This is a genomic window from Terrimicrobium sacchariphilum (genome assembly GCF_001613545.1).
GTDB lineage: Bacteria > Verrucomicrobiota > Verrucomicrobiia > Chthoniobacterales > Terrimicrobiaceae > Terrimicrobium > Terrimicrobium sacchariphilum.
Map to the genome: position 1 here is coordinate 987,242 of NZ_BDCO01000002.1, position 19,778 is coordinate 1,007,019.

General features: G+C 61.3%; 16 protein-coding genes. 11 read left to right on the forward strand and 5 right to left on the reverse strand.

Going from position 1 to position 19,778, the window contains the following annotated elements:
- Positions 1–179 precede the first annotated feature (179 nt).
- From TSACC_RS05005 to TSACC_RS22525, 4 genes are all read left to right on the forward strand, one after another.
- Positions 180–1,181 (forward strand): polysaccharide deacetylase family protein, encoded by a 1,002-nt coding sequence (locus TSACC_RS05005; protein WP_075078291.1) that lies wholly within the window; start codon positions 180–182, stop codon positions 1,179–1,181.
- Positions 1,182–1,394: 213 nt separating this feature from the next.
- Positions 1,395–1,943, forward strand: a complete 549-nt coding sequence (locus TSACC_RS05010; RefSeq protein ID WP_075078292.1) for a hypothetical protein — start codon at positions 1,395–1,397, stop codon at positions 1,941–1,943.
- Between the two features lie 140 nt (positions 1,944–2,083).
- Entirely contained in the window at positions 2,084–3,778 is a 1,695-nt protein-coding gene (locus TSACC_RS05015) for a CocE/NonD family hydrolase (protein ID WP_075078293.1), read from the forward strand.
- Between the two features lie 681 nt (positions 3,779–4,459).
- Complete coding sequence (locus TSACC_RS22525; protein ID WP_075078294.1) at positions 4,460–6,868, forward strand: PEP-CTERM sorting domain-containing protein; 2,409 nt, start codon at positions 4,460–4,462, stop codon at positions 6,866–6,868.
- 193 nt (positions 6,869–7,061) lie between these two features.
- Here the strand turns inward: TSACC_RS22525 and TSACC_RS05025 are convergent, their stop codons facing one another.
- The 3 genes from TSACC_RS05025 to TSACC_RS05035 all read right to left on the reverse strand — a co-directional run bounded on the left by TSACC_RS05025 (position 7,062) and on the right by TSACC_RS05035 (position 9,587).
- Positions 7,062–7,520 (reverse strand): hypothetical protein, encoded by a 459-nt coding sequence (locus tag TSACC_RS05025; RefSeq protein WP_075078295.1) that lies wholly within the window; start codon positions 7,518–7,520, stop codon positions 7,062–7,064.
- 166 nt (positions 7,521–7,686) lie between these two features.
- A complete protein-coding gene (locus tag TSACC_RS05030) occupies positions 7,687–8,601 on the reverse strand; it encodes a DNA adenine methylase (RefSeq protein WP_075078296.1) in 915 nt (304 codons plus the stop codon).
- On the reverse strand, positions 8,598–9,587 hold the full coding sequence (locus TSACC_RS05035) for a type II restriction endonuclease (RefSeq protein ID WP_075078297.1): 990 nt from the start codon (positions 9,585–9,587) through the stop codon (positions 8,598–8,600). The genes TSACC_RS05030 and TSACC_RS05035 overlap by 4 nt, the downstream gene beginning before the upstream one ends.
- Before the next feature lie 201 nt (positions 9,588–9,788).
- Between TSACC_RS05035 and TSACC_RS05040 the strand changes: the two genes are divergently transcribed.
- On the forward strand, positions 9,789–10,868 hold the full coding sequence (locus TSACC_RS05040) for a hypothetical protein (protein WP_153811283.1): 1,080 nt from the start codon (positions 9,789–9,791) through the stop codon (positions 10,866–10,868).
- A gap of 585 nt (positions 10,869–11,453) precedes the next feature.
- Here the strand turns inward: TSACC_RS05040 and TSACC_RS05045 are convergent.
- Entirely contained in the window at positions 11,454–11,834 is a 381-nt protein-coding gene (locus TSACC_RS05045) for a VOC family protein (protein WP_075078299.1), read from the reverse strand.
- Between the two features lie 97 nt (positions 11,835–11,931).
- The gene (locus TSACC_RS05050; protein WP_075078300.1) at positions 11,932–12,888 is read right to left on the reverse strand and encodes a helix-turn-helix transcriptional regulator; all 957 of its coding nucleotides are present in this window, start codon (positions 12,886–12,888) and stop codon (positions 11,932–11,934) included.
- Positions 12,889–13,910: 1,022 nt separating this feature from the next.
- On the opposite strand from TSACC_RS05050, the gene TSACC_RS05055 reads away from it, so the two are divergent.
- From TSACC_RS05055 to TSACC_RS05080, 6 genes are all read left to right on the forward strand, one after another.
- A complete protein-coding gene (locus TSACC_RS05055; RefSeq protein ID WP_153811284.1) occupies positions 13,911–14,501 on the forward strand; it encodes a hypothetical protein in 591 nt (196 codons plus the stop codon).
- 129 nt (positions 14,502–14,630) lie between these two features.
- Positions 14,631–15,104, forward strand: coding sequence for a hypothetical protein (locus TSACC_RS05060; protein WP_075078302.1), 474 nt, complete (start codon positions 14,631–14,633; stop codon positions 15,102–15,104).
- Positions 15,105–15,232: 128 nt separating this feature from the next.
- Positions 15,233–15,943, forward strand: coding sequence for a hypothetical protein (locus TSACC_RS05065; RefSeq protein WP_153811285.1), 711 nt, complete (start codon positions 15,233–15,235; stop codon positions 15,941–15,943).
- Positions 15,944–16,282: 339 nt separating this feature from the next.
- Entirely contained in the window at positions 16,283–17,692 is a 1,410-nt protein-coding gene (locus TSACC_RS05070; protein ID WP_075078303.1) for an ATP-binding protein, read from the forward strand.
- 234 nt (positions 17,693–17,926) lie between these two features.
- Positions 17,927–18,319: a hypothetical protein gene (locus TSACC_RS05075; RefSeq protein WP_075078304.1), complete on the forward strand. Its 393-nt coding sequence runs from the start codon at positions 17,927–17,929 to the stop codon at positions 18,317–18,319.
- Positions 18,320–18,672: 353 nt separating this feature from the next.
- A complete protein-coding gene (locus TSACC_RS05080; RefSeq protein ID WP_075078305.1) occupies positions 18,673–19,731 on the forward strand; it encodes a hypothetical protein in 1,059 nt (352 codons plus the stop codon).
- Positions 19,732–19,778 lie beyond the last annotated feature (47 nt).

Consider the following 19,778-nt stretch of genomic DNA (forward strand, 5'->3'; position numbering starts at 1 on the left):
TATAGCATGGACTGCACCCGGCGGCGGTCGCCTCAGCCGCCTCTTTCTTGGCCCCGGCTGGCCTGCCCCTTCTCAGCCAAATTTTTAAATAATTTCATGACGGGTTGGCGCGGCGGGATGGATTGCGATTGTGAGTCGCGGCAGCTTTCCGCAGAGAGTAGCGCATGCAGCGTCCCCCTATGAAACATCTCTTTGCTCTCCTCGTCGTCCTGGCCTGCGTGGTCCGGCCCGTGGCTGCCGCCCCGCTGGGTGAAACCCGCGTCGCCAACTGGAAGGACGACAGAACCGGGGTCTTTCTGCTCATGTTTGACGACGGCTGGCCGAGCCAGTGGCAGGTGGCCATTCCCGAGCTGGCGCAGCGCGGCCTCATCGCGACCTTTTACATCTGCCCCGGCAAGGGGGAGTACAAGGTCTACGCGCAGAAGTGGGAGGGCGACTACGCCGACTCCGGCATGGTGTATGGGAACCACACCATGACACACCGGGGCGTGTCGGATCTGGAAAACGCCCGCGAGGAGATCTTTGACTGCTCAAAGACCATTCGCATGGCCCAGCCGGGCCTGGAAAACCGTCTCGTCTCCTTTGCGCAGCCCGGCGGCGTGGGGGGAAACTGGCACATCACCGATGAGGAGCTGGCGCAGCTCCTCAAGGAGGATCGCCTGATCAACCGGCCGCCCTTCCAGGGGCATGGCGCGATGTATCACGTGAAAACCTTGCCGGACATGACCGCCATGGTCGACAAGGCCATCGCCAACAAGGGCATGGAATATCTCATCATCCATGGCGTGGAGCGTCTCAATGCCACCTATCAGGACATGTGGGCGATGAGCCAGGATGAGCTTTTCTTTCCGCTCCTCGATTACCTGAAGCAAAAGTCGGATTCCGGTGAACTCTGGGTCACGGATCACATCTCCCAGCACAAGTATGAGACCGAGCGGGGTACGGCGCGGGTGGAGGTGGTATCTGCCACGCCCGAGGCGATCCGGCTCAAGCTCACCTCCGCCGCTGATCCGGAGCTCTACGATCTGCCTCTCACCCTGCTGACCCAGGTGCCGGCCGATTGGAAAAGCGCCGCCATCCGCCAGGGAGAGACCCGCGCCACCGTGACCGTGAAAGACGGGCTGGCCAAGTACGATGCCCGCCCCGGCGCCACCGAGATCGAGCTCACCAAGGCGCCGTAGGTCAGGAAAACTTGCAGCCCCAGCGCGGCGACGGTCGCTCCCGCTCGCTGGCGGAGTGCTCGTGGTCGCTGGGGGTAGGCGCGGGCTTGCCTTTTACTTCCGATTTTCCGATGCTTAGGATTCATGCAATCCCCCGCATTCTGTCGGCCCTTCCCGGCGTTCTCCGGTGAGCGGCTCTAATGTTCGGCAAATCGCTCCATAGAAAATCGGCTTATGAAAATTGCCTGTCTCGTCGTGGTTCTCTCCGCGGTCGCATCCTTTGCCTTCGGAGGCGACCGGGTTCCGGAGCCGACAGCGCCCGATGGCTCCGTTGCCGGGCTGTACTCCATTATCCCGAGGAAATTCCGCGAAGGCGGGGCTGTGTATGCCTTTGATGAAAGCTACCTGCTGGAAAGGTTGCGTCATTCGCTGGATAGCTATGAGGCGGATAAAAATGGTGCCGAGTATCAAGAAGATACTAAAATAAGAATCGCCTATTGTATTATTTCGGCAGGGATTTTTGCGCAAAAAAGCGCCGAGTTGCAGGAGCTCTTCGATCGGACGCGGCGACTCCTGGGCGACCAGAAGGTGCCGAACGGGGTAATGTCTCCGCTTACCGCGGCAGTGGCGTGCGCCTCCCTTTCATTTAAAAAAGAAGACGGGGATATTTTGGATGTCGATCTCGGTCATCTCGCGTCGGAGGTTTTTGGGGACCTGCTTTTAATCTCCCAATTGCAGCTCGACGCTCGGAGCGCAGCCAAACCCGGCGCCGGGGAGAAGTAACGGCGTATCCTCCCCCCCCCGGTCTCCTCTCCATACCTTGCGAACACGCATTTCGCCGACAGGCTTCATCGGAGAAAAGAATCACACGTTTGATAATTTTCCTTTGCAGCGCCGGGGAAATTGCGAAAATCATTCTCCCTATGTCGGCGCACAAGTTTCTCCCCGTCCTGCTTTCGATCAGCGTTCTCTTCGTTCCTCAGGCCGTTTTCGCACAGGCGGAGGGCAGGGAGACGGAGGCCATCGGGCGCAAGCAGGATACAGACGTCGTCCTGCAAAAGTCGTTCCCGCCGGGTTCCACGCATGAGTTTGCGATGGTGCCCATGCGGGATGGGGTGAAGCTGGCGACGGATATTTTCCTTCCTCCGGGGGATGGGCCGTGGCCGGTGCTCTTCACGCGCGGCTACTATGGGCGGCTGGCCTGTGCGGTGTATGGGGATCGGGCGGGCACCAAGACGGGCGGGGTCGTGCTGATATGCCAGGATGCGCGCGGGGTCCATGATTCCGAGGGCAAGGGCACGGCGCAGCCGACCAAGCCGGATTTTGAGATCAATGATTGCGCGGACAGCCTGCAATGGATTGCCGCGCAGAAGTGGTGCAATGGCAAGATCGGCATGACGGGAGCGAGCGGGAACGGCATCGGCCCGACGGTGGCCTTCCTGACGAAGGACCCGCATCTCGTCGTGTCGCAGCCGAGCATCACCGTGGGCTATCCGTTGTATTATTGGGGCTTCAGCAATGGCGTGGCTCGCTGGATGTACCTGAACTGGTTTCGCAATACCGGGCTGAAGGTGGACCAGTGGCCCAAGCCGCATACCGAGACCTTTGACCTGCCGCGCTGGAAGGAAATCCTCGCGGAGGGGGCAAAGGACAACCCGACCGACATCAGCCTCACCACGGGCTGGTACGATCTCGGCAGCGAGGCGGTGCTGGATTACTTCGCGGCCCTTGCGCCCACCAGCAAGATCACGGCGGTGGTGCGTCCGTTCGCGCACAAGGCGAATCCGGATTTCACGTGGCCGGCCAAGCCAGTTCCCTTTGCGATCACCACTATCCCGCAGGCGCTCGCGGGGGCAAAGACTCAGAAGTCGCAGCTCGCGTATTATTTGATGGGCAATTTCCGCGATCCGGCCTCGCCGGGGAATTACTACAAGGTCACCGATGTCTGGCCGGTGCCCAATACGCCGACTCCGTATTACCTCCATGCGGATGGCGGGCTCTCCACGGAGCGTCCGGCGGAGCAGAGTGCGACGCTGAGCTATGCTTACGACCCGAAGGACCCGGCTCCGACGCTCGGGGGCAATGCGACCTATGACAACAATGCCGGGCCTTTTGACCAGCGTCCGTTGAAGGATCGCAATGACATCCTGCGTTTTGTCAGCGCCCCGCTGGAGAAGCCGCTGGAGATCACGGGCAAGCTGTGGGCGGACCTGTATTTCGCGACGGACGTGCCGGACACGGAATTCGTGGTGAAGGTGGTCGACATTCATCCCGATGGCTACGAGATGCTCATCCGGGAATCCGCCGGCATGGCGCGGTATGCGGAGGATTTCCAAGGCAAGCCGCAGCCGCTGGAAAAGGGCAGGGTCTATCACCTGAAGATGGATCTCTGGAGCACGGCGATCGTGCTGGACAAGGGGCATCGGCTCGCGGTCCTCGTGACGAGCAGCAGCAGCACGGCCTACGAGGTGCACCCAAACTCGTTTGAGCCCGTGATGAGCTATGAAAAGTCGCCCATCGCGAACCAGACGCTTTATTTGTCAAAGGACTACCCCTCTCACATCACCGTGCCCGTGGTCGCCTACGAGGCCGACCCGGCCAAGGCAGCCAATCCGTAATGCCCGCTTTCCCGGCGTCTGTGCGCTGACGCTCCTGCTGCCTGAGTTGAGTTACAGAAGTCAGGAGAGCCCGCCGGGAAAATCGCCGACCGGGCGTGCGGCGGGGAATCGCCTTCCGGCTGCGTGCCGGCTCCCTCATGCATCGCGGCGAATGACGCTCTGTCGACGCGCCGGGCGTCCACAATTTTTTCTCGGGTCGCCCGACCGGCGTATTTTTTTCGCGCATAATCTTAGTTTTTTCCGCCTCGTTTTCTAAGGAGTCTGGCCCCCCTCCGTTAAACCCCGCCGGCGCCTTGCGCTAATGTCCACGCCTCCGCGCCGAGCCTTTTCCAGCCTTGGTCGGCGGCTGATGCATGTCCTCCAGTCGACACCCGCCCCGCCAGTCGATAGCCTTGCGCGGCCAGCAGGAAAGGCACTTAGCCAGAGAAGGTCTGGGGCATTAGCCGCCGAAATGGCATTGACACTATATTTAGAAAAAAGGCTAGCTAGCCTCCAGCCCCCGCGCCCGCCCAAACCCGGCGCAGGCATCGTAGCCGTGGAAATGAAGAGAACCGCCAGAGAAGCCACGCGCAGCCGTCCATGGCCGCGCGCAGAGGCCTGTCGCCCCGCGGGTTCCCTCCACGCCCGGAGCAGCCGCCACGGCGCTCCGCAGACTCTAGCCGACCGCCCCCTTGCCGTACCATGACCCTGCACCGCCGCCTCGCCCTGTCCGCCGCCAGTTGCCTCGCCGCCGCCACCCTTTCCCACGCCGATAGCACCACCCTGTACCTCGGGCGCATCGGGTTTTACGATACCCTAGGGTACACCGCCACCGACGGCACGCAGTCCAGCCAGCTCAGCGCACTCGGCGCCATCTCCGGGCGCTTCGTCGCCGGCACGTCCACTCGCTACTCTGGCACCACGGCGATCGGCGGCGCCGCCTGGATCTACGACGCCCAGACCAGCGCCACCACCCGCGCCGGGTTTTACACCGGAGATGAATACACCAAGGACGACGGCTCCCAGATCACCGACATCAAAGCCGTCCTGAAGGACAACTACGCAGTCTCCACCAGCACCCGCTTCAACCGCGGCACCTCCAGCCTCGGCGCCGCCGCCTCGCTCACCAATCTCACCACCGGCGTCGCCACCCGCATCGGCTTCTACAGCGACGAATTCACCAGCACCACCAAGCTCCAGGACACCTCCATCACCGATAGCCTGGGCAACTACGTCATCGGCACCTCCACCCGCTACTCCGACACCACCAGGCTCGGTGCCGCCGCATGGTACGCCGACGTCACCACCGGCGTCACCACCCGCATCGGCCTCTACGACGCCGCCTACACCAGAACCGACGGCACGAAAACCTCCTCCGTCACTTCCCTCACCAGCAGCGGCTACGCCACCGGCACATCCCGCATCTACACCAGCGCCACCGAAGGCACCGCCGTCTGGCTCGCCAACCTCACCACCGGCGCCACCACCCGCGTCGGCCTCTACAGTACGGAGTTCACCAAATACGACACCTACCAATACAGCAGCCCCAGCCCCACCCTCACCGAAAGCGGCTACCTCACCGGCACCTCCTACCGCTACAACGGCACCCTCACCCAGATCGGTCAGGGCGCCTGGATCGCCAACGCCGCCACCGGCGCCACCACCCGCATCGGCCTCTACACCGGCGACGAATTCACCAAGCTCGACGGCACCCAATATTCGACGACCTCCAACAGCACCGAAAGCGGCTACGCCTACGGTGCCTCGTACCGCTACAACAAGACCACCACCCAGCTCGGGCAGGCCACCTGGGTCGCCAACGCCGCCACCGGCACCACCACCCGCCTCGGCTTCTACACCGGCGCGGAATACACCAGGCTCGACGGCACACAGTACAGCATCACCAACAAGGTCACCGAAAGCGGCTACGCCTACGGCGCCTCGTACCGCTACAACGGCACCGGCGGCCAGCTCGGGCAGGCCGCCTGGGTCGCCAACGCCGCCACTGGCGTCACCACCCGCCTCGGCTTTTACACCAGCGCGGAATACACCAAGGCCGACGGCACACAGTCCAGCACCGTCAGCGGCATCAGCGATAGCGGCTACGCCTACGGTACCTCCGATGCCTACTACCTAGGGGTCGCCACTGCCAGCCGCCACGCCTGGGTCGCCACCACCGATGCCAGCAGCATCACCCGCATCGGCCTCTACGGCACCACCGAGTTCCGCGCCACCGACGGCACCGAAAGTTCCTCCACCAGCGGCTCCCGGAGCGGCTACATCTACGGCACCTCCAACCGCTACAGCGGCACCACCCAGCTCGGGCAGGGCGCCTGGGTCGCCAACGCCGCCACCGGCGCCACCACCCGCATCGGCCTTTACACCGGGGAGGAATTCATCAGAACCGACGGCTACCAGGCCAGCGCCATCAGCACCCTCAACGCCAGCGGCTACCTCTACGGTAGCTCCAACCGCTTCAGCGGCGCGACCGACGCTGGCAACGCCGCCTGGGTGGCCAACGCCGCAACCGGCGCCACCACCCGCGTCGGCCTCACCGACGCCCGGCACACCAGCAGCGAGGGCAAGCAATACAGCGTCACCACCAGCATCATCAACGGCCTCTACGTCTTCGGCACCTCCACCCGCTACAACGGCGACACCTACGCCACCGGCCAGAACGCCTGGATCTTCAACCTCGCCACCGGCTCCCAGATCGCCATCGACCTCTCCACGCGCCCGTCCGACAACTACAGCTACTCCACCATCATAGGCATCACCGACAGCGGCCTCGCCTTCGGCACCTACAGGCTCTTTGACGGCGAGACCGACAAGGGCAACCGCGCCTTCATCTGGACCGAAGACTGGGGCACCGTCATCCTCGACGAAGCCTTTTCCAACCAGATCGCGCAAGACGGCTGGGCCGCCTTCACCTCCGTCGCCAGCATCCTCCCCGAAAAACTCTTCTTCGGTCAGGGTACCCTCGGAAGCACCGCCACCAGCCAGGGCATCTACATGGCCCAGGTCGCCCCCATCCCCGAGCCCGCCACCCTCGGCCTCCTCAGCCTCGGCCTAGCCACCACCCTCCTCGCCGCCCGCCGCCTCCGCGCCTAATTCCCCGCCCATCCCGCAGGCGGCAAGGGCGGAAACCAACGCACGATCAGAACCAACGCGCCAGCGCAGGCACCGACTGGCGAGAGCGAGGGGACTTTCTGCCCCTGTTTTCTGAACCCGCCTCCCATTGGCGAGATGCTGGACCAGCCTCCCTGATTTCCAAAAACAACGGAGCAGAGATCGGCGGATCGATTTACGGAATGGGACCGAGGTCCTTTACTGAGAAATAAGAGTCCGTCTGGATGCCAAGGGTGGAGTAGCCTCCATTTTCGTCGCGCTTGAGGAAGAGTAAATACCGGTGCTTTTCCGAGGGGTTGAACCATATGAGGTTTGGGCCATTAGCCGCAGGTTTGGCGCGCGACTCGTCGGATCGGAGGTAGTGCAGAACGAACGTCTTTGCCGCGCCATCCCCTTTGAGCACGGCCAGCACGTCAAACTCGGCCTCCATACGGATCGCGGGAACAGGCTTCCCGTCGCACTGAATGCCGGGAAACGTCGTCTCCACCTGGGTGTCGCGCACACTGGTCGGAGTGGCGATAACGACCAGGTCCGCCTGCTGGAGCAACTGATCATAAGGCAGAACCAAAACCGGACGGCAAATCGCCGGAGAGACGGAAAGCAGGACAAGCGCAACAGCCAGCAGATTTTTCATGGGAAATGGGGGTCAGTGTGCAAGTTCTTTCAGCTTGATGAACCCTGGAAGCGCTTAGGGCGTCTCGGCGCGATGTTCAGGGCTTTCGGACAGAGTTTTGTTCCCTGAAATTTCTGCAAGATATTGCACCCTAACCCCTGTTTTCGATCACAGTTTTTTGGCAGATTTATTGCTCTGCAAAGAGTTCGGGCTGATCGTGTGATGTTGGTTTTCCTTTTGCTGGTGATTCTGGTTTCGGCGGCTCAAAGTTCATAACAAGCGCCTCGATGACGGGGTTGCGGTTTTCCTCTTTCCCTCCGGCGTGGTAGAAATGTTCCTTAGTGACAATGTGAAAATCCGACCAGTGCTTCTCAATAGAAGTATTGGTGCGGAAGTCATTATGGTGCCATGTCGAGAGAATGAATTTCGCCCTCGTTTTGTGTAGCAGAGCTGCCAACTCAGCTTCGTCCTTCTCACTCCAGGTATTGAAATAGTCCGTGTAGCGACCATAGTAAGGAGGGTCGCAGTAGATCATATCTCCGACCTCTGCCTGCTTCAACGTCTTGTCAAAACGGGCGGTGGTATACTCCCATTTTGGCTTGATAACGGCTTGCACGTTTTTTACCTGATTCACGATCTTTGTGCGATAGGCGTCGCGGAATCTATCCGGCTTTTTGCAAAAAGGGATATTCCAGTTGCCCTTTTTGGAGAAGCGAATCATGCCGTTGAAGCCCGCTCGATTTAGGAAGAGAAAATCCAGCGGGGCGAAGGAGGCATTGAAGCGGTCACGCACCGCTCGATAATGGACGTACCCTGCGTCTTCTGCCGTGCGGAGTTTTTCACCTTCGTTGCGGAGGTATTCCTCCACCCGTTGTGCGGTAATTTCCCCAGAGCGCACAGCTTTATAGAAGGCGACGAGGTGGGGGTTTATGTCAGAGATTAGGGCTTTCTCAAATCTTGAATTGAGACCTACCACTCCCGTGCCCATGAAAGGCTCGATCCAACGGCCTTCGCGATCTTTATCCGTAATCTGCTCCATGATCCACGGGACTAGCTTAGTTTTGATACCCTGCGACTTGATCGGAGGAACGATGACTTTCATGGTAGCGCGCCTTGTCCTCTCTTTCTTCCCCGCCGACGGGCGTTTTCGCGGTTGATGAGAGAAACGTCCAAGTTTCGGTGGATGAGATATTCATCCAATTTTGTGATGGCCTTCTCTTTACCTTCCTTGAGTATTTTAAGCTTCCCGTGGTTCATCCAATATTCATCGAAGATTTCCTCACCGAGGTTCACGAAGACGCCGTTGCCGGTTTTGATGTCTTCTATGCTCTGGATGCCACCAATGTTCGCAGTGTTACCACTGCCGGCGCGGTCGGAGGCTAGTTCCCATTTCTCACAAGCGAAAAACTCAAAATCCCGGACGACCGAGGCAATCGACTGAAGTCTGTTTACCTTTTTGAGTTTCAACTCGAAAGTTCTTCTCTTGTGATCATCCTCTTCGAGGACGCCACCCAGCGGTTTTTGGGGAACTTCGGCAGCGGCGGGGTCGGAGCCCAGTTCCTTCACGCTATAAACTTCCATGCCTGTGAGGTCCTCCTCGACCGTCCGGGTGTAGATCGCGCCTAGGCAGAAGTGACCAAAATAGTCTTTGTATGGGAACTGGATGTTCTTCGTACTCGATCGGTTAGTGAAATACTCGCCATGACTGCCGAGAGTAAAGCCGTTCACGTAGCCTGGCCTATCCGGGTCGCGGTAGGTCGTTTTAAGGTCAACGGCGAATTTGATTTCGGGGTCGGCAGCCCCGACGAAAGAAAAGTCGGGATACCAGTTTTGCTTTTCTGCCAGCACGACCTTGAGGTTGTGCTCCTCGGCAAATGCGAGGATCTTGGGAAACAGGTGAACTTCCAAAATCTTGGAGACGATTTTTGTGTCGGCTGTGATGGTGTAGATGTTCCGGAATACATCAATGAAGCCTTTGACGGCCCACTGTCCGTCTTCGCTCGACACGTAGTGCTGTAAGTCGGAGGCAAACTCCTTGAGCGCGGCCTTGAATGCGGCTTTTTCTCTGGCTTTTTCTTCGGGAGACATCCCGGATAACCAATAACAACTACCCTGAAAAGTCGAGGAATCTGAGTTATCCACGAAGCCTCTCCGACAAGTTTTCGAAATGCGCGTTACGCACCAATCGAAAAGGCGCTCGAGGAGCGTTTAATGGTGCGATCCGCTGGAGCCTTCGGGCCAAAAAAGAAAACTTCCCGCTGGGCGCGGTGGGGGTGTAGTTCGGGTGGGGTGATGGTGGCTGTTGGCGAGATGAGTTGGCTGGATGTGGCGGGGCGGGTGGTGATCGGGCTGCTCGGGCTCGGGTGCGTGGTGTATTTTTTCAAGTCGATCATTCGGGTCGGCGTGCTGAACCGGAAGTTCCGCGATCCGATGGCGTTCTGGGTTTCGCGGCTGGTGCTGAATGTCTTCCGGCTCTACATCCGGCGGGTGCCGGGGGCGCGGGAGCGGGGCAATGATGTGCTGACGTGGTACTGGCCGTGCGCGTTCATCGCGATCATCACGGGGTGGTTCCTGCTGGTGATGCTGGGGTTTACGCTGATGAACGTGGCGGTGCAGGCGGAGCCGTCGGTGATGCGGGCGGTGATCGCGAGCGGGTCGGCGCTGAGCACGCTGGGCTTTTCCACGCCGAGCACGGAGGCGGGCGAACTGCTGGCCATCGCGGAGGGGGCGATCGGGTTGTTTGTGGTGGTGTATTTGTTCACGTTTCTGCCGGGGTTCATGGATGTGATCCAGGAGCGCGGGCGGCGGGTGGCCTGGGTGTATGACCGGGCGGGGGAGCACCCGTGCGGGGCGCGGCTGGTGCTGTGGCTGTATCGCAACGGGCGCGGCGACTCGCTCGACGGGGTGTGGGAGGACTGGGAGGCGTTTTTCCGGAAGTTCGCGGAGGCGCGGAGCTTCCTGCCGATCCTGAGCCTGGTGCGTCCGGTGAAGCCGGATCGCTCGTGGGTGTGTGCCTTTGGGGCGTTCCTGGATGCGCTGGCGCTGGTGCGCACGACGGTGGCGCGGCCCTGGGGGACGGCGGAGATTTGCCTGCAATGCGGCATCGAGACGATGGAAAACATTCATCACGCGATGTATGGGACGCCGATCGTGCCGAAGCGCGATCCGGCCCTGGCGGAGGTGAAGCGCGAGGTTTACGACTCGGCCTGCGCGGCGCTGGCGGCGGCCGGGGTGCCGCTGGTGGAGGATCGCGAACGGGCGTGGCAGGATTTCGCGGCGCTGCGCATGAGCTACGAGGGTCAGGTGGCCTGGGTGGCCGAGGCGCTGGGCGACCCGAAGCCGTCGTGGCCTACGCCGGGGGAAGTCTGACAGAAGAACTTTTTACAGAAGGTCGCAAAGGACACGAAGGGAAGACCACAAAGGCAGGGTTGGACAGAAGGAAGCGAAGGAAGCTAAGGGGTGGCTTGAGTCGGGGGTGACGGGGCGTTGTGAACTCAGGGCGTGCGCCGTGATGGCACGGAGGGAAGGTTTTACAGAAGGTCGCAAAGGACACAAAGGGGAGACCGCAAAGGCAGGGAGGAACAGAAGGAAGCGAAGGGAGCCAAGGGGTGGCCTTACTCGGGGGTGGCGGGGCGCTGTGAGCTAACGGAGCGCGTCGCGATAGCGGGGAGGGAAGGCAGGTTTTTCCAGAAGGTCGCGAAGGACACGAAGGGAAGGCGGCAAAGGCAGGGAGGAACAGAAGGAAGCTAAGGAAGCCAAGGGGTGGCCTGAGTCGGGGGTGGCGGGGCGCTGTGAACTAACGGAGCGCGTCGCGATAGCGGGGAGGGAAGGCAGGTTTTTACAGAGCCGAGGCTTTGCGAGACAGGCGGGGCCAACGTCGCAAAGGACGCAAAGGGGAGGAGTGCAGCCGATGTTGCCCCGGCTGCACGGAAATCTGGGAATGCGCCGCGCTTATTAGCTCAGGCTATGAAGGCCGATGGTGTTGCCCTCGGTGTCGCGGAAGATGGCGATGAAGCCATGCTCGCCGATGCCGAGGCGCGGCTGTAGCACGGTGCCGCCGGCGGCGGGGATGCGGGAGAGGACGCCGTCGAGGTCGCCCTCGACATTGAGGTAAATGAGCGTGCCGCCCGCGCCGGGGCCGTGGCCCTCCTTTTTCACGAGGGCTCCGCCGATGCCGTTTTCATAGTCAAAGGGGAAGATGGCCATCTCCATCCCGCTCTCCGGGTTCTCGGGGGTGTCGAGTTCGGTTTCCAGGATGGAGGCGTAAAAGGCGCGGGCGCGGATGAGGTCGGCTACGTAGATGTCGAACCAGCTGAGGGCGTTTTTCTTGCTCATGATGTGATGTGTTTTTGTGTGGAGTCCGCGCGGTTTTGCGGCGGACGGGGGGCATCATGGCAGGGGGCACTGACAACCCTATGTCAGCAGGGATTTTTCAGGCCGGTGGGAGTCGGTGAAAATCGGCCAGCCGCGTGGCCTGGGCGACGACGCGGTCGCGGAGCTCGGGCGGCGCGAGGATTTCCACCTCCGTGCCGTGCGAGAGCACCCAGGGCGTGATCCAGTCGAGATTGCCGATCTGGAAGCGCAGGACGACGCCCTCGGGGGTGGCGGTCTCGGTGAACCGGCCCTGCGTCCAGTGGCGGCGTACGCGATCCGCCGCGCGCGGGGTGAGGCGCAGCGCGACCTCCGTGCCGCACTCCTCCTCGGTCCACGAGGCGATGTGGTCGGCGAGGGAAAAGGATTCGTGCGGGGCAAAGGTCTCGTCGCGCACGGTGAGCGAGACGATGCGATCGGTGCGAAAATCGCGGTAATCCTCGCGGAGTCGGCAATACGCGATGAGGTGCCAGTGGGAGGAGTAGTACACGATGCCGAGCGGCTCGACGGTGCGCCGGGTGGTCTCCTCGCCGCCGCCGGTGCGGTAATCCAGCGCGACGACCTGGCAGCGGGCGATGGCGTGCTGGAGCCGGGCGAGAGCGGGATGGTGCGAGCGCGGGCCGCGCTGCGAGGTGATGAAGAGGGCGGTGGATTTTTCCAGCCGGTCGAGGTCGCCCTGGTGGCCGGCGGGGAGGACGGAGCGGATCTTCGCGAGGGCCGAGCGCATCTGCTCGTAGAGCGAGGCGTCGGCGAGATGGCTCACCAGCTCCGCCCCGAGGAAGAGGGCGCCCGCCTCGCCCGGCGTGAACGCCACGGGCGGCATGTGGTAGCCGCGCGCGATGCTATACCCCACGCCCGCCTCGGCCACGATGGGCACCCCGGCCTCGCCCAGCGCCGCGATGTCGCGATACACCGTACGCAGGCTGATCTCAAAGTGATCGGCCACCTCCTGCGCCGTGATGACGCGCCGACCCTGCAGCAGCAGGATCATGCCGGTGAGACGATCGATGCGATTCATGGCGCGGAGTGTGACAGGTTTTCCAGAAGGCCGCAAAGGCGGGATCGAACAGAAGGAAGCAAAGGACACAAAGGGAAGACCGCAAAGGCAGGGAGGAACAGAAGGAAGCGAAGGAAGCCAAGGGGTGGCCTGAGCCGGAGGTGGCGGGGCGCTGTGAACTTAGGGAGTGCGCCGTGATGGCACGGAAGACAGGTTTTTACAGAAGGTCGCAAAGGACACGAAGGGAAGGCGGCCAAGGCAGGAGTGAACAGAAGGAAGCGAAGGAAGCCAAGGGGTGGCCTGACTCGGGGGTGACGGGACGTGGCGAACTCAGGGCGTGCGCGGTGATGGCGTGAAGCGGGAGACGGGTATTACAAAAGGTCGCGAAGGACACGAAGGGAAAGCCGGAAAGGCCGTGACGAAACAGAGCCGCCTGACGGTCGCGATCTTCACCCCGCCCGCCGCGCCGGGCCATATCGGGATATGCGGCATGGCGCGGGACGGGCTTTCGGAGAGGGTGCCTTAGGCTTTGCCAGTAGGGATCACGACGGCCTCCTGACGTGATCCAGGCATCCCGTGGAAGGCATGGCGGCCCGGCGCGGGAATGGGTCTTCTCAAGCTCTGGCTCTTTCTTGCCTGCGTGCGATTATCATCTGCACGATGAGCTGAGTCTATTGACTAAGCCATCCGGGGTGGAGGCGGGCATTCTCCGGGAAACCGCTTGGCATTTCTGTCGGCCTTTGTTTAGGCTCGCGGGGTCGAGTCCCCCCTTGCGATGGAGAAGTCAAATCCAGAGAGAGCGCCGGTAATGCCTGCTGCCTGATTTCCAGAAGGAACTCGCTTTGCATAGGAAGGAACACGTGGATTGCACTTAACCGAGCACGAGCAGGGAAGAGACGAGGGCGGGGGGTTCCTCCGGGATGGCGGGGCGGAGGCTGCTGCGCCGGATGGGCTGGGGTGCGGATTTCCCGGCGGGAGGGTACGACATGGCGCATAGGACCCGGCCAGAGCGAAGGGGGGCTCCCAGGCAGACGGCTCCCGGCATGGCTCGCGCGGAGGGGGCGGCGTTGCTGACGCGGCGGATGCTGGGCCGACTCGTGCTGCTGGCTTTTTTGGTCACCTTCACGACGGCGCGGATCGGGCTGGCGCTGGACATGCTTTACAATGGCCCGAAGGTCTTCCTGCACATCCAGGATACGCATGTGCATCATCTCGTCTACGGGGTCATCCTGCTGGGGCTGGTGGGCGGGTATGTGATCTTCGGGCGATCGAGTGTGGCTCGGCAGCGGTTGACGGCGCTTCTTTATGGGGTGGGGCTGGCGCTGGTGTGCGACGAGTTTGGCATGTGGGTGCGGCTGGAGCCGGACTACTGGGAGCGGCTCAGCTATGACGCGGTGGCGGTGGTGACGGGCGTGCTGGCCTTTGTGTCGTTCTGCCCGGAATCCCAACCCCCGGCGCGGAGGCCGTGGCGGAGGATCGCGGCGGTGGGCGTGGCGTGTGTGATGCTGTCCCTGGCCCTGGGGGGCGCGCTAAATCTGCTGCAGGACCGATTCGGGCACGAACTCAAGGCAGCCGAGGGCATCACTCCCAAGAAACGAAGCCCGACGAGCGGGGACAACTGGGGGAGCCGCTGAGAAATCGTCGCCCGTGCCCGATGGCATTGCGCGTCGGCCGCCGTGCCATGAGACGGCGAGTCGACCGGGAAAGCTCTCGCCGCCGGGGTGTCGGATCGCTTAGTTTTTCCGGGCGTAATTCTATCTCGGATGAAAGCGGTTTCCCTGGTGGCGGCATTGATGGTGGCGGTCCTGTGCGGCGGGTGCAAAGACACGCGCAAGATGCATGAACAGGGCGCGAGGGGCGTGGCGGAGTTTCACCGGCTCTACAATGCGGAGAAATACGCGGAGATCTTCACGGCGGCGGACCCGGACTTTGGCAGGGAGATCACGCTGCCGGATTTTCAGCAATTCCTAAGCGCCATGCGGGGCCGGCTGGGAAAGGTGATTCACTCGACGGAAAGCGGCTGGGGCGCGAGCAGCCAGCATGACAAGCGCTTCTCGCTCTCGCTGGGAGAGGGCGTGCGAGCCAGCGGTGGAAGCGACAAGGATTTCGTCACGCTAAGCCAAAAGACGACCTATGAGAAAGGCGAGGCCAGGGAGACTTTTGTCTTCGTCGTGCGCGATGGACAGGCGCTCCTTTATGACTACCGGGTCGAGCCGCCTGCCCTCATCAAAAACTAGGTCGCAGTCGAGGCAGCGGGCGGTCCCGGCAGGCCGGGCGAGAGGTGCCTCACCCTGCGGAAACCGGCTGGTTTCTTCACCGCGAAAAAGCCTTCCCGGCGGCGGAGCGGCGGTGTAGTGGGGAGGGAATGATCTCCCTCGGTAGATTGGTGTCGGGCCGGGCGCTTTGCCTGGCGGGTGTGATGGCTCTCGCAATGGGCGCGTCGCAGGCGGCGGAGCCGGTGATGAAGGAGCGCACAAATCTGCGCAATCAACGCTACGGCGAGATCCTCGTCGTGAAGGGCGGCCCGTGGAGCTACACCGCCACGGTGTACAACACGGTCGGCCTCAATGATTGCCCCGAGGCGGCGTGGAAAAAGCTCGACGCCAAGGCGCTGAAAAAGGAACTCGGCGCGCGCACGGTCATCCTCAACGGGCCGCGCCATTTCATGATGGACTCCAACGCGCTGAAAAATCCCGGCGGCGTCTCGACCTTTGACGGCCTGGAGGCTCGCCGCCTCGCGACGGTCGACATCACGCTGCCCGACATCCTGCGCGGCCGCAGCAAACCGTACACCGGCAACACGGTGAACCGCACCACCCGCTATGTCTACAAGGCCGGGCTGCCGGTGTATGAACTCGTCTCGCCAAAGGGCGACGTCTATGTGATGCAGAGCTATTCGCTCCAGGTCGACCCGACCCTCACCGCCGCCGACCTGCCGAATCTCGGCAAAAAGCTCAAGCTCCCGAAGGGCTGGCAGTACCGCGTGGTGACGCCGAAGGAAGACCTCGTATTGACCACCTCCGGCACCGCCACCGTCCTGCAGGACGAGCTTTTGAATTCCTACCAAAAGAGGTAGGGGCCGGAGGAGTTTTCAGTGATTCAGTTTTCAGACTGCGTGTGGAGGCGCGGCGCGGCGGGTTTGCCGCTGGCGGCCCGGCGATGACGCGGCACGCTGAGGATTGAACAGAAGGAAGCGAAGGGAACGAAGGGCAAGGCCGGAAGGCATTTTTACAAAAGGCCGCGTCTCCGCGAAGGGGGCGCGGCTTTTTTGGGCGGGACTTTTCGCGTAGAGTGCAAACGTCGGTATTTTCTCGGCGCTTTTCCGCTTGTATGATGAAATCGGGTATCGAGAGTGTGTTACCAGTCGCCCAAGCGCGGTAGATACAGAAAACAGCGCTCAAGGTGCAAACGGACCATGGCAATCACATCTCACCAAATTGATCTCTGGCTAGCATCTCCTTCTGAGAACCAAACTTTGGAGTTCAAGGAAGCCAAGACGCAGTTCGATAACAAAAAGCTGTATGAGTATTGCGTGGCCTTGGCGAACGAGGGCGGCGGCCACTTGTTGCTTGGAGTTACGGACAAGCGGCCGCGAAACGTGGTCGGTACCCTGGCTTTCAATGATCTGGTGGCGATGACAGCGAAGCTGTTCGAAGCGGTAGGTTTCCGCGTGGACATTGAGGAGGTGCGGCATCCCGACGGGAGAGTAGTAGTTTTCCATATCCCTTCTCGTCCGCGCGGAACAGCCTATCATCTGAATGGGAAGTATCTGATGCGTTCAGGTGAGGCGTTGGTCCCGATGTCGGAGGATAGATTACGCAGCATATTCGCTGAAGGCGGACCGGACTGGAGTGAGGAATATAGCAAGACCGGGCTCGATGGTCAGGAAGTTGTTGATCTACTCGACACACAGGCGTTCTTCGAATTGATGAGGCAGCCGTATCCGACGGATCGCGCGGGAGTATTGAATGCCTTGGCAAATGTGCGGTTGATTGACCAGGAGAATGGAGCTTTTTCAATACGCCGTATCGGCGCGCTACTGCTGGCAAAAAGACTTCCTGATTTTGATGATCTGGCTCGGAAGGCGCTTCGTTTGGTAGTCTATAATGGGAACTCAAAGCTAGACACCAAGCTTGATGAGACGGTGGCGAAAGGCTACGCCGTTGGATTTCAGGAGACAATACGTTTCATTATGGGGCAGTTACCTCAGAATGAACGGATCGTCGACGCGTTGCGCAAGGAGGTTACGCTGGTGCCGGAAGCCGCCATTCGCGAAGTGGTTGCTAATGCGATGATCCATCAGGATTTCTCCGCGAAGGGAGCCTCGATCATGGTTGAAGTCTATGCGAGTCGCGTGGAGATATCGAATCCCGGCCAGCCGTTGGTGCCCGTGGAGCGATTTATCGATGGATACGAGTCTCGCAACGAAAGTGTGGCTCGCATGATGCGGCGAATGCACATTTGTGAGGAGAAGAGCAGCGGTATCGATAGAGTGGTGCAGACGGCGGAAGTTTACCAATTGCCTGCACCTGTTTTTCGGGCTGACTTTAGACGTACTAACGTAGTGATTTTTGGTCCCCGGTCTTTTGAGGAAATGGATCGTGATGATCGGGTGCGGGCCTGCTATCAGCATTGTTCGCTGAAATGGGTGATGTCGGAGCACATGACCAATCAAACTTTGCGAGAACGGTTTAGTCTGCCAGAAGCCAAGGCTGCCACTGTTTCTCAAGTTCTTTCGGCAGCTCTGGAGGCCGGGGTGATCAAACTCGATGAGACAAGCAAGGGGTCGCGAAAGTTTGCCCGGTACTTGCCATTTTGGGCCTGATTTTATTTAAGGGCAAGACAGGTCTGGCTGACTTTTTTTATGTAAATATCTCAAAATCAATTATTTATTTATTTAATTTCATTTTAAAATCCGATGAGCAGTCCGATTGGCATGTAAATGCCCTTGACCGACAAGAGGCTTTCGTAAGAAGCCTCCAGGGAGAACCGTATGGAGTACGCCGGGCGCGAGTTTGCGCTGGGTGGCGGGGAGCGGGTTGGCTAAGGTTTGTACGTCATGAAGGCGTTTCGCCGGCACTGGGTTGTGGTCTTCGTCAAGATGGTGGCGGGCGCGGGTCTGGTCGTCACGGCCGGGTGTGCGCTGCTGGTGGCGATGGTCGAGGCCGGGCAGTGGTTTTCCTCGCAGGCGGTGCGGCGGGACAAGGCGGAGATTTGCGCGATTTTTGACCGGGCCATCGCGGACGGGACCGCGTCAGCGATCGCGGCGGGCAAGTACACGGTCGGCGCAGATTGCGGCGGAGCCTCCTATTACGTCCGGTATCGGGATGCGGCAGGGGAAACTCAGGGGTATTTCGTGAGCCGGATCGGGCGGGACCGGTGGGAGTTTCAGCGTCTCACGGATGGCCCCGCGCGGCAGGTCTTTGTGCGCGAGCGGGTGAGCGCGGAGTAGCGCGGTCCCGCTCCGGGCGCGGGAAGCCGTTCTCCGCGCGGCGGGTCGACGGCGGCGCGGGCGGCTCGTGTTTCGCGTTCCTCGCGGGGATGCGGCGGCGGGAAGTATTAGGCTGATTGCGTACTAATGCGTAAGCTGTCGCGCGAGGCTGCGGTGGAGCGGGGTGGTGGCTTGGGTTGAGCGCCGGCGGGGGCGGTTTTTGGGATTCTCTTTACGCGCGAGGGCGGGGGAACTAAATACTGCGGCGATGGCGCGATCGTGGGTTGGCTCTGTCGACTCCTCGCTCTCCGCCGGCCCTGGTTTTTTCTCACCCACCCACCCGCCTCTTACTCTCGGACTCTCTCTCACCTCTCATGAATACCACCCGATACGCCCTCGTCGCCGCCGCGGCCCTCGCCCTCGCGAGCACCGGCCACGCGCAGCAGAAAGCCGTCTCCGGTCCCGCCATCACGGGCACGATGGAGATCATCTTCAACACGCGGATGCCGGGGCATCAGGATTCCTCGGGCGGGCCGAGCAAGAATGTCTTTGACGAATACAAGGTGGACCTCGTCGCGGGCGCGATCGGCATCAAGGGCAAGATCGAGCGCACGCCGCGCCTCGTGAGTTCCGTCCTCGGGCGCGAGACGCAGAAGGGGAAGATTTTCTACCAGCTCGCGTGGAACTTCAAAGGCACCTATCTCGGTGACTGGCTCGGCACGGTGGTGACAAACGACCGCGGCGAGTACCTGTGGAACGGCAGCGGCGATCCGGCGTCAAAGCCGCGCATCCAGATCCAGACGGTGGGCAACCAGGCGGGCTTCACGGATTACTTTGACGGCGTAATGATCGGCAAGGGCGCCCAGGCGGGCGGGTCGGCCAAGTTCTTCCGCAAGCTCTCCGGTGGCAAGGTGGCAGTCTATACCGCGACGAACACCGACCCGATGGATTTCCGCCAGCTCGTGCTGGCCAAGGGGCCGCTCGGCGCGTATGGCCGCGTGGCCGTCGACGGCAAGCTCATCTACGACCGCGAGAGCGGGAGCTGGATCACCGACGGCATCAACCTCACGCCGGAGGGTTCCAAGACGCCGGACAAGGTGACGGGATCGATCCGCTGGATCGAGGACCCGAACCGCGCGTCGAATGGCAAGGGCCAGTACGTGCTCAACCTCCGCTGGAACGAGGACCGCGTGCAGCCCTCCGACGAGACCTTCACCGCCGGGCCGGTGGATGAGGAGTCGTTCTTTGCCGTGGACAAGTCCAAGCCGGGCCTCACCGGCACGATCGACTACGAGGACAAGCTGAACTCCGACGGCTCGCCGGTCTTTAGCAAGGTCACCTTCAACATCGTGGCCAACAACCTCGAACGCGGCCAGATCCTCGCCTTCATGAAACTCTGGCTCGTCGGCGTGGGTCCGCTCAACGACGAATAACGCGGCGCGACGGTTTCCATCGAAAGGCTAACACTTTTTCCTCATAC

Excerpts from the sequence above, each read along its gene's own strand:
- TSACC_RS05005 (WP_075078291.1), top strand. The coding sequence starts at position 180 with ATGAAACATCTCTTTGCTCTCCTCGTCGTCCTGGCCTGCGTGGTCCGG.
- TSACC_RS05010 (WP_075078292.1), top strand. The coding sequence starts at position 1,395 with ATGAAAATTGCCTGTCTCGTCGTGGTTCTCTCCGCGGTCGCATCCTTT.
- TSACC_RS05015 (WP_075078293.1), top strand. The coding sequence starts at position 2,084 with ATGTCGGCGCACAAGTTTCTCCCCGTCCTGCTTTCGATCAGCGTTCTC.
- TSACC_RS22525 (WP_075078294.1), top strand. The coding sequence starts at position 4,460 with ATGACCCTGCACCGCCGCCTCGCCCTGTCCGCCGCCAGTTGCCTCGCC.
- TSACC_RS05025 (WP_075078295.1), bottom strand. The coding sequence starts at position 7,520 with ATGAAAAATCTGCTGGCTGTTGCGCTTGTCCTGCTTTCCGTCTCTCCG.
- TSACC_RS05030 (WP_075078296.1), bottom strand. The coding sequence starts at position 8,601 with ATGAAAGTCATCGTTCCTCCGATCAAGTCGCAGGGTATCAAAACTAAG.
- TSACC_RS05035 (WP_075078297.1), bottom strand. The coding sequence starts at position 9,587 with ATGTCTCCCGAAGAAAAAGCCAGAGAAAAAGCCGCATTCAAGGCCGCG.
- TSACC_RS05045 (WP_075078299.1), bottom strand. The coding sequence starts at position 11,834 with ATGAGCAAGAAAAACGCCCTCAGCTGGTTCGACATCTACGTAGCCGAC.
- TSACC_RS05050 (WP_075078300.1), bottom strand. The coding sequence starts at position 12,888 with ATGAATCGCATCGATCGTCTCACCGGCATGATCCTGCTGCTGCAGGGT.
- TSACC_RS05055 (WP_153811284.1), top strand. The coding sequence starts at position 13,911 with ATGGCTCGCGCGGAGGGGGCGGCGTTGCTGACGCGGCGGATGCTGGGC.
- TSACC_RS05060 (WP_075078302.1), top strand. The coding sequence starts at position 14,631 with ATGAAAGCGGTTTCCCTGGTGGCGGCATTGATGGTGGCGGTCCTGTGC.
- TSACC_RS05065 (WP_153811285.1), top strand. The coding sequence starts at position 15,233 with ATGATCTCCCTCGGTAGATTGGTGTCGGGCCGGGCGCTTTGCCTGGCG.
- TSACC_RS05070 (WP_075078303.1), top strand. The coding sequence starts at position 16,283 with ATGGCAATCACATCTCACCAAATTGATCTCTGGCTAGCATCTCCTTCT.
- TSACC_RS05075 (WP_075078304.1), top strand. The coding sequence starts at position 17,927 with ATGAAGGCGTTTCGCCGGCACTGGGTTGTGGTCTTCGTCAAGATGGTG.
- TSACC_RS05080 (WP_075078305.1), top strand. The coding sequence starts at position 18,673 with ATGAATACCACCCGATACGCCCTCGTCGCCGCCGCGGCCCTCGCCCTC.